Origin of the sequence: Micromonospora deserti (genome assembly GCF_003236335.1) — a bacterium.
Taxonomy (GTDB): Bacteria; Actinomycetota; Actinomycetes; order Mycobacteriales; family Micromonosporaceae; genus Micromonospora; species Micromonospora deserti.
Genome location: NZ_POUB01000278.1, coordinates 1 through 7,893 on the forward strand (window position 1 = coordinate 1; position 7,893 = coordinate 7,893).

Consider the following 7,893-nt stretch of genomic DNA (forward strand, 5'->3'; position numbering starts at 1 on the left):
GTACGGGCGGGCGGTGGGCGGGCGGAGCGCGTCGGTGACCACTGACGGCTGCTGGATCGGACTGGTGACCATGGGCACCTCCGGCGCTGCTCGGACCGCGTACAGCGATGGTGGACCCGCACCGGCCGGGTGTCCAGGGGCCGGGCGTGCCTCATCCGTCTCACTGGTAACTGCGTCCCCGCAGGTCACGGCCGCCACGGCCGGTGGCGCGGGCCGGAAACGACGATGCGCCCCGGTCCGGTGGACCGGGGCGCATCAGGTGGTGGAGGTGCCGGGAATCGAACCCGGGTCCTTCGCCGCATTGTCAGGGCTTCTCCGAGCGCAGCTCGCTGTGCCTCTACTCGGCCCCTCCGATCACGCGAGCGAGTCGGTGTGACGGGCCCAGTCGCTGATTGATCTCGCCGCACGGACCCCGCGACCGGGTCCGATTGGCCAGCCTCCTAGCTGATGCCGGCTAGCTGGGTCGAAGGCACTCCCAGGCCGACAGACTTGCTACCCGCCTCAGGCGGCGAGAGCGAAGTCAGCGCGATTCTGCTTGGCGCTTATTGTTTTCCGACGAACGATTCACGAGACGACGTCGGCTTCCTCGGCTCGCTTCCCCTGCCGCAACGTACGAAGTCGAAACCAGTCACCCCCTCGACGGGCTGCCCCTGCGGCAGCACCATCAAGCCTAACGCCTGCCGCAACGGGTTTCATCCCGAGCCCCCGGCCGGCACGCCGGCCGAGGTGAGGCAGACAAATCACTCATTCATCCCCTTACCCCGCCGGCCGGTGACCCGGGCGATCTCCCGCTGCGCGTCCCGCTTGGCGAGGTCCTGTCGCTTGTCGTACGACTTCTTGCCCTTGGCCAGGCCGATCTCCACCTTGGCCCAGCCGTCGGAGAAGTAGACCTGCAACGGCACCAGGGTGAGCCCGCTCTCCCGGGTCTTGCCGATCAGCCGGTCGATCTCCAGCCGATTGAGCAGCAACTTCCGGGTACGCCGGGGCTCGTGGTTGGTCCAGGTGCCCTGGGTGTACTCGGGGATGTGCATCCCGTGCAGGTAAAGCTCGCCGTTGCGCTCCTGGGCGAACGCGTCGACCAGCGACGCCCGCCCGGCCCGCAGCGACTTGACCTCGGTACCGGTCAACGCCATACCCGCCTCGTACGTGTCGAGGATCGCGTAGTCGTGCCGGGCCTTGCGGTTGGAGGCGACGACCTTGCGTCCCTTTTCCCGTGGCATCGGCGCCACCCCCTTCCCAGGTGACCCGTGACCGGTCCGACCGGCCCCGGGGCGGAGATCATGCTACCTGAACGACAAGGGCCCTCCCGCGCCGTTTATTCCGGCGCCGGAGGGCCCTCGGAGAGCCGCGCGGTGACTAGACCCGCAGGTAGAAGCGGAGCGTGACCCAGGCGGTGACCGCGCTGACCAGGCCACCGACCGCAGCCATCAGCGGGAACGTCAGGATGATGTCGGCCCAGGAGATCGGCGTGATCAGGCCCTCCAGGGCCGCCAGCGAACCGCCGGCGGCGGCGACCTTGAGCGCCGCCAGCGCGGCGAGACCGAAAATCGAACCGATCAGGCCGGCGACCACGGCCTCCAGCACGAACGGCGCCTGGATGAACCAGTTGGAGGCGCCGACCAGCTTCATGACCGCTACCTCACGCCGCTTGCTGTACGCCGCCACCTGGATGGTGTTGGCAACCAGGAGCAGTGCGGCGACGGCCATCACGACCGCGATGGCCAGCGCGAAGTTCTGGATTCCGGTGAGCACGCCGAAGACCTTGTCCAGCAGCCGGCTCTGGTCGACGATCTCGTCGACACCCTCGGTGTCCCTGTACTGGTCGTAGATGTTCTTGTACTGCTCCGGGTTGACCAGCTTGAGCCGGAACGACTCGGGCAGCTGGTCCGCCTTGACCGCGTTCACCAGGTCGGGGGCGTCCTGGTACATCTCCTGGAAGCGCTTGTACGCCTCTTCCTTGTTGACGTAGAACACCTCCTTCACCAGGGGGTCGCTCTTCAGCTTGGCGTCGAGGCCGTCACGCTGCTCCGGGGTGACCTCGGCGTCCAGGAAAATCGAGACCTCGACGTTCTCGTAGTAGAGGTCCTTCATGTCGCCGACCTTCTGGTACAGCAGGCCGCTGGCGCCGAGCATGAACAGCGACACCGCCAGAGTGATGATCATGGCGATGGTCATGGTGACGTTGCGCCACAGTCCGACCAGTACCTCGGACAGGACGTACTTCATCCGCATCGGGAATTCCTCCGGCTCTCCGGCATGAGGTGTTCGTCGTCAGGTCGTACGGCTGGGGGTGGAGGGTCGGCTCACCCGTAGACGCCGCGGGCCTGGTCGCGCACGATGCGGCCGCTCTCGATCTCGATGACCCGGCGGCGCATCTGGTTCACGATGTTGGAGTCGTGCGTGACCATCACGACGGTCGTGCCGGTGCGGTTGATCCGGTCCAGCAGACGCATGATCTCGATAGAGGTGTCGGGGTCGAGGTTTCCCGTCGGCTCGTCGGCGAGCAGGATCAGCGGGCGGTTCACGAACGCCCGGGCGACCGCGACCCGCTGCTGCTCACCGCCGGAGAGCTCGTGCGGGTAACGGTGCTCCTTGCCACCGAGCCCGACCAGCTCCAGCACCTCCGGCACGACCCGGCGGGCGACCGCCTTGGTCTTGCCGATCACCTCCAGGGCGAACGCCACGTTCTCGTACGCGGTGCGGTTCGGCAGCAGCCGGAAGTCCTGGAAGACGCAGCCGATCGAGCGCCGGAAGTGGGGTCGCTTCCAGGAGCGCATCGAGGTGACGTCCTTGCTGTTCACGATGACCCGGCCCTTGTTGGGCGTGACCTCGTGCAGCAACAGCTTGATGATGGTGGACTTGCCGGAGCCGGATGGACCGATGAAGAAGACGAACTCGCCCTTCTCGATCGAGACGGACACGTTGTCGAGCGAAGGCCGGGACGCCTTCGGGTACGTCTTCGTCACTTGCTCAAGCTGAATCACGGGTGGTGAGTCTACGCGGTGTAACCGAAGAGCCAAGCCCTGCGCCCCACGGTTGCGGGTCGCGTCATCGATTTACCGCTGACCAGGAAGATCGATGACGCGCTCCGCCCCCGGCCGATCACGCACCGTCGCCGGCGAGTTGGCGCTGCTTGCGCCAGCGGATGCCGGCCTCGATGAAGCTGTCCAGCTCGCCGTCGAAAACCGCGCTCGGATTGCCGGTCTCCTGCTCGGTTCGCAGGTCCTTCACCATCTGATAGGGGTGCAGCACGTACGAACGCATCTGGTCGCCCCACGAGCCGGCGGCGTCGGTCCTGAGCCCCTCCAGCTTGGCCTGCTCCTCCTGCCGCTTGCGCTCCAGCAGGCGGGCCTGCAGCACCCGCAGCGCGGATGCCTTGTTCTGCAGTTGGGACTTCTCGTTCTGGCAGGTCACCACGATGCCGGTGGGGATGTGGGTGATCCGGACGGCGGAGTCGGTGGTGTTGACGCTCTGCCCACCCGGGCCGGAGGAGCGGTAGACGTCGATCCGCATCTCGTTCTCGGGGATGTCGATGTGGTCGGTCTGCTCCACCACCGGCAGCACCTCGACGCCCGCGAAGCTGGTCTGCCGGCGGCCCTGGTTGTCGAAGGGGCTGATCCGGACCAGCCGGTGGGTGCCCGACTCGACGCTGAGCGTCCCGTAGGCGTACGGGACCTTCACCGCGAAGGTGGCCGACTTCAGGCCCGCCTCCTCGGCGTACGAGGTCTCGTAGACCTCGGTCGCGTAGCCGTGCCGCTCGGCCCAGCGCAGGTACATCCGCAGCAGCATCTCGGCAAAGTCCGCCGCGTCCACGCCTCCGGCGCCGGCCCGGATGGCGACCAGCGCCTCCCGGGAGTCGTACTCGCCGGAAAGCAGGGTGCGGACCTCCATCTCCTGGATGGCCTTGGTCAACCCGGTGATCTCCGACTCGACCTCGACGAGCACCCCCGGGTCGGACTCCGCCTCGGCCAACTCCAGCAGCACCTGGGCGTCGTCGAGCCGGGAGCGCAGACTGGAGAGCTTGCTGATCTCGCCGTTGACGTACGACAGCTGAGAGGTCACCTGCTGCGCGCGGGCCTGATCGTCCCAGAGGTCGGGGGCGGACGCCTCCTGCTCCAGCCGGGCCTTGTCCTCGCGCAGCCGGTCAACGTTGAGGACAGCCTCGATGTTGCGCAGGGTGGCGTCGAGTTCCTTGAGCTGTTCGGCGTAATCGGCAGCGGTCACGACTGACAAGCGTACTGCTCGGGCGAGGAGTGAGCTTGCGAGCCCCGCAGTCCCGAGCGAAACCGGCACTGCTCGGGCGAGGAGTGAACTTGCGAGCCCCGCAGTCCCGAGCGAAACCGGCACTGCTCGGGCGAGGAGTGAACTTGCGAGCCCCGCAGTCCCGAGCGAAACCGGCACTGCTCGGGCGAGGAGTGAGCTTGCGAGCCCCGCAGTCCGGGGTGGGAACCGGATACCGCGGCGCAGGCGGGACGATCCGCCCGCCGGGGAGGGAACCGCTGGCGGTTCACCCGACCGGGGCGGTCTTCAGCCAGGACAGGGCGGCCTTGTGGTAGGCGACGGCGAACTCCAGGGCGCTGGCGTCGTACGTCCCGCCTTCCTTCTTGGCGTTCTTGACCTGCTCGCGGACCCGGGCGAGAGCCTCCGTGTGGTATTCGTTGGCCGCGGCCTGGAGGTTCTTCAGCTGGCTGGGCGAGTGCAGGTCGCCGAAGGCGATCCGCAGCGCGATCGGATTGCGGATGGTGTCCCGCCCCGGATCCTCCGCTAGCCACTTGGAGAACGTCCGTTTCCCGGCGGCGGTGATCGCGTACGGCTGGCTCATCCGCGGCCCGGGCTTGCCCAGCCGCACGAGACCCCGCTCGGCCAGCACCGGCAACTCGCGGTAGACCTGGCTGCGGGTCATCGACCAGTACGGCGCCAGCCGCCGCTCGGCGGCGGCCATCAACTGGCCACCTGTCATGGGGCCCTCATGGAGCAGCCCGAGCAGGGCCGCCGCCGTGGGGTTGATTCCGGAATCCGCCATGCCTCTCACGCTGCCACTTTGCCGCCGCGACGTCCAGGATTTCACAGTTTCGCCACCCACAAGGGGTTCCTATGTGCACTGTCGGCGCGAGACAGTGCGCCCGTCCGGCTCAGAGCCGGCTGCGCAGCTCCCACAGCTCCGGGTAGAACCGGGTCTCCACCCGGGAACGCAGGTACGCCCCGCCGGCCGAGCCGCCGGTGCCCGGTTTGGTGCCAATCTGCCGCTCGGCCATCAGCACGTGCCGGGCCCGCCACAGCGAGAACGCCTGATCGTGGGCGACCAGCGCCTCCGCGAGGTCCCAGAGGGGACCGTACCGCTCCCGGTCCGAGGCGATCTCCTGGTACGCCGCGAAGCGCGCCTCCGGGTCCCCCACGTCGAAGCCGGCCCGGCCGAGCACGGCCAGGAAGCCGTCCCACAGGCTCGGCTCGGCCAGCCGGCGCTCCAGCCGCTCCCGCTCGGCCTCCGGCAGCCCGCGGAACCGGCGCAGGTAGTCCGGGTCCTTCAGGCCGGAGAGGAACTCGATCTCGCGGAACTGGGCGGACTGGAAGCCTGACGCCGGCGCGAGCTTGGTGCGGAAGGCCAGGAAGTCCTGCGGGGTCATGGTGTCGATCACGTCGACCTGGCCGATCAGCACCCGCTCCACCACGTGGCAGCGCTCCAGCCGCACCCGGGGCAGGTAGGTCTCGCCGGCCAGCATCCGGTCCCGGGCGTCGGTCAGCTCCGCCAGCAGCAGCTTGAACCAGAGCTCGTAGACCTGGTGGATGGTGATGAAGAGCAGCTCGTCGTGGGAGGCCGGGTCGGACTCCGGCACCTGCGCCGCGAGCAGGTCGGCCAGTCGCAGGTAGTCGCTGTAGGTGAGCAGGCCGCCCTGTTCACCGAAACGGGGTTCGCGCGAGGGGGTGGGGCGGTTCACAGCGGCCACGCTACCGCCGGGTCCGTACCCCCGCCGACCGCCGCGGGCCGGGCCGGGCACGCCGCAGGCCGGGCCCAGCCGGGCCGGGCACGCCGCAGGCCGGGCCCAGCCGGGCAGGCCGCCGTGGGCCGGGTTGGCCGCCGGCGACGCGGGTCGCGCCGCCGGCGGCCGTGGCCGGTTCAGCCCATGTGGGGGTACGTGTGGTCGGTCGGCGGGACGAACGTTTCCTTGATCGTCCGCGGCGACATCCAGCGGATGAGGTTGTGCCAGGAACCAGCCTTGTCGTTGGTGCCGCTGGCCCGCGCGCCACCGAAGGGCTGCTGCCCGACCACCGCGCCGGTCGGCTTGTCGTTGATGTAGAAGTTGCCGGCCGCGTACCGCATCTTCTCGGCCACCGCGTCGACCACCTGGCGGTCGGTCGCGAAGATCGACCCGGTCAGCGCGTACGGGGCGATCGACTCAGCCTGGGCGACCACCTCGTCGAAGCGGGTGTCGTCGAAGACGTGCACACCGAGGATGGGGCCGAAGTACTCGGTGGTGAAGCTCTCGTGCGCCGGGTCGGTGCACTCGAACAGGGTCGGCCGGACGAAGTAGCCGACCGAGTCGTCGGCGGTGCCCCCGGCGATGATCCGGCAGGTCTCGTCGTCGGAGATCAGCTCCAGGGCCGCCGTGTGCCGGGAGAACGCCTTGGCGTCGATCACCGCGCCACCGAAGTTGCTGAAGTCGGTGACGTCGCCGTAGCGGAGGGAGTCCGTGGTGGTGGCCAGCCGGTCACGCAGCCCGCCCTCCCAGAGGGACCGCGGCACGTACGCCCGCGACGCGGCCGAGCACTTCTGGCCCTGGTACTCGTAGGCGCCCCGGATCAGCGCGGTGTGCAGCGCGTCCACATCGGCGCTGGGGTGGGCGACGACGAAGTCCTTGCCGCCGGTCTCCCCGACCAGCCGCGGGTAACCCCGGTAGCGCGCGATGTTGTCGCCGACGGTCCTCCACAGGTGCTGGAAGACCTTGGTCGAGCCGGTGAAGTGGATGCCCGCCAGGTCCGGGTCGGCGAGCACCACGTCGGAGACCTCCTCGCCGCGGCCGGTGACCATGTTGATCACACCGGGCGGAAGGCCGGCCGCCTCGAACAGGCGCATGGTGAAGTGCGCGGCGAACTGCTGGGTCGGCCCCGGCTTCCAGACCACCGTGTTGCCCAGCAGCGCCGGCGCCGACGGCAGGTTGCCGGCGATCGCGGTGAAGTTGAACGGGGTGACCGCGTAGACGAAGCCCTCCAGCGGCCGGTGGTCGAACCGGTTCCAGGTGCCGGCCGACGACATCGGCTGCTCGGCGAGGAGCCTGCGGGCGAAGTGCACGTTGAACCGGAGGAAGTCGATGAACTCGCAGGCCGAGTCGATCTCCGCCTGGATCGCGGTCTTCGACTGACCGAGCATGGTGGCCGCGTTCAGGGTGTCCCGCCAGGGGCCGGAGAGCAGCTCGGCGGCGCGCAGGAAGATCGCCGCCCGCTCCTCGAACGGCAGGGCCCGCCACATCGGGGCGGCATCCTTGGCCGCCTTGACCGCGGCGCGGGCGTCGTCGTGGGTGGCGTGCGCGGTAACGCCGAGGACGTGCGCGTGCTTGTGCGGCTGCACCACGTCGATCGGCTCGCCGCCGGCCATGCGCTGCTCACCCGCGATGGTCATCGGCAGGTCGATCCGCTCGGCGGCCAGTTCGGCCAGCCGCCGCTGGAGCCGCTCCCGGTCGGCGCTGCCCGGCTCGTAGTTGCGTACCGGCTCGTTGCGCGGCTCGGGTACGGAGAAGACGGCGTCCATCAGGGCTCCTGGCGATCTCGACAGCGGTGGCGAAATCGGCCCCGCGGACGCCGGCCGGACGACCGGACGCCGGGCACCGCCCGGCGGGAGCCGGTCACGGCGGCGGGACCTCGGCCAATTCTTCCATGCCCACCTCCCCCGCCCTCACC

7 protein-coding genes and 1 other RNA gene are annotated in these 7,893 nt (G+C 69.2%); all 8 read right to left on the reverse strand.

Annotation, left to right across the window (positions count from 1 at the left end):
- Window positions 1–260: 260 nt before the first annotated feature.
- Window positions 261–636, reverse strand: a transfer-messenger RNA (tmRNA) gene (gene ssrA / locus C1I99_RS26730).
- A gap of 104 nt (window positions 637–740) precedes the next feature.
- A complete protein-coding gene (gene smpB, locus C1I99_RS26735; protein ID WP_111136992.1) occupies window positions 741–1,220 on the reverse strand; it encodes an SsrA-binding protein SmpB in 480 nt (159 codons plus the stop codon).
- Between the two features lie 136 nt (window positions 1,221–1,356).
- Window positions 1,357–2,232 carry a permease-like cell division protein FtsX gene (gene ftsX, locus C1I99_RS26740; RefSeq protein WP_111136987.1) on the reverse strand — a complete coding sequence of 292 codons (876 nt, stop codon included), beginning with the start codon at window positions 2,230–2,232 and terminating at the stop codon, window positions 1,357–1,359.
- 71 nt (window positions 2,233–2,303) lie between these two features.
- On the reverse strand, window positions 2,304–2,984 hold the full coding sequence (gene ftsE / locus C1I99_RS26745; RefSeq protein ID WP_109904753.1) for a cell division ATP-binding protein FtsE: 681 nt from the start codon (window positions 2,982–2,984) through the stop codon (window positions 2,304–2,306).
- A gap of 118 nt (window positions 2,985–3,102) precedes the next feature.
- A complete protein-coding gene (gene prfB, locus C1I99_RS26750; RefSeq protein WP_111136988.1) occupies window positions 3,103–4,224 on the reverse strand; it encodes a peptide chain release factor 2 in 1,122 nt (373 codons plus the stop codon).
- A 283-nt stretch (window positions 4,225–4,507) separates the two neighbouring features.
- Window positions 4,508–5,023: a PadR family transcriptional regulator gene (locus tag C1I99_RS26755; protein WP_111136989.1), complete on the reverse strand. Its 516-nt coding sequence runs from the start codon at window positions 5,021–5,023 to the stop codon at window positions 4,508–4,510.
- Between the two features lie 109 nt (window positions 5,024–5,132).
- Window positions 5,133–5,936, reverse strand: a complete 804-nt coding sequence (locus C1I99_RS26760; RefSeq protein ID WP_111136990.1) for a tryptophan 2,3-dioxygenase — start codon at window positions 5,934–5,936, stop codon at window positions 5,133–5,135.
- 179 nt (window positions 5,937–6,115) lie between these two features.
- Complete coding sequence (gene pruA / locus C1I99_RS26765) at window positions 6,116–7,744, reverse strand: L-glutamate gamma-semialdehyde dehydrogenase (RefSeq protein ID WP_111136991.1); 1,629 nt, start codon at window positions 7,742–7,744, stop codon at window positions 6,116–6,118.
- Window positions 7,745–7,893 lie beyond the last annotated feature (149 nt).